Source organism: Flavonifractor sp. An91, assembly GCF_002159225.1.
Classification (GTDB): Bacteria; Bacillota; Clostridia; order Oscillospirales; family Oscillospiraceae; genus Flavonifractor; species Flavonifractor avicola.
Window position 1 is genome coordinate 1 of sequence record NZ_NFHA01000107.1, and the last position, 593, is coordinate 593.

The window sequence follows — 593 nt, forward strand, 5'->3', positions numbered from 1 at the left end:
CTGGGCGGCGACGAGAGCCCCCTGTCCATGAAGGCCGACTTCCTGCTCTCCCTGTGCGAGCTGGTGGTGGGCGGCAAGGAGGGCTTGCAGCCCATTGAGAAAACGGTGATTGACCGCTGCGTGCGGCTGGTCTACCGGGAACTGGCCCTGGGGATCGGGGACGGCAAACCGCCCTTGCTCCAGGACTTGTACGAGGAACTTCTGAAACAGCCGGAGCCAGAGGCAAAGCGGGTGGCGACGGCTCTGGAGCTCTACTGCACCGGCTCTCTCAACCTGTTCAATTTCCCCACCAATGTGGACCTCAATTCCCGTGTGGTGTGTATCGTGCTCAAAGGGCTGGGCGAGAACCTGCGGAAGATCGCCATGCACATCACCAACGACTTTGTGACCTCGGCGGTCAATACCAACTTCCACAGCGGGATCGCTACCTGGTGCTACTTTGACGAGTTCCACATCCTGCTCCGGGACGCCCTCACCGCCAGCTACTTTGTGGCCGTGTGGAAGATGCTCCGCAAAAAGGGCTGCGTCCCCTCGGCCCTGACGCAGAATGTCAAGGACCTGCTGGCAAGCCGGGAGATCGAGGCCATTCTGGA

Annotated in this window: 1 pseudogene; it reads left to right on the forward strand. The window is 61.0% G+C overall.

Annotation, left to right across the window (positions count from 1 at the left end):
* A pseudogene (locus B5G42_RS17680) lies at window positions 1-593 on the forward strand (conjugal transfer protein TraE); the annotation flags it as partial.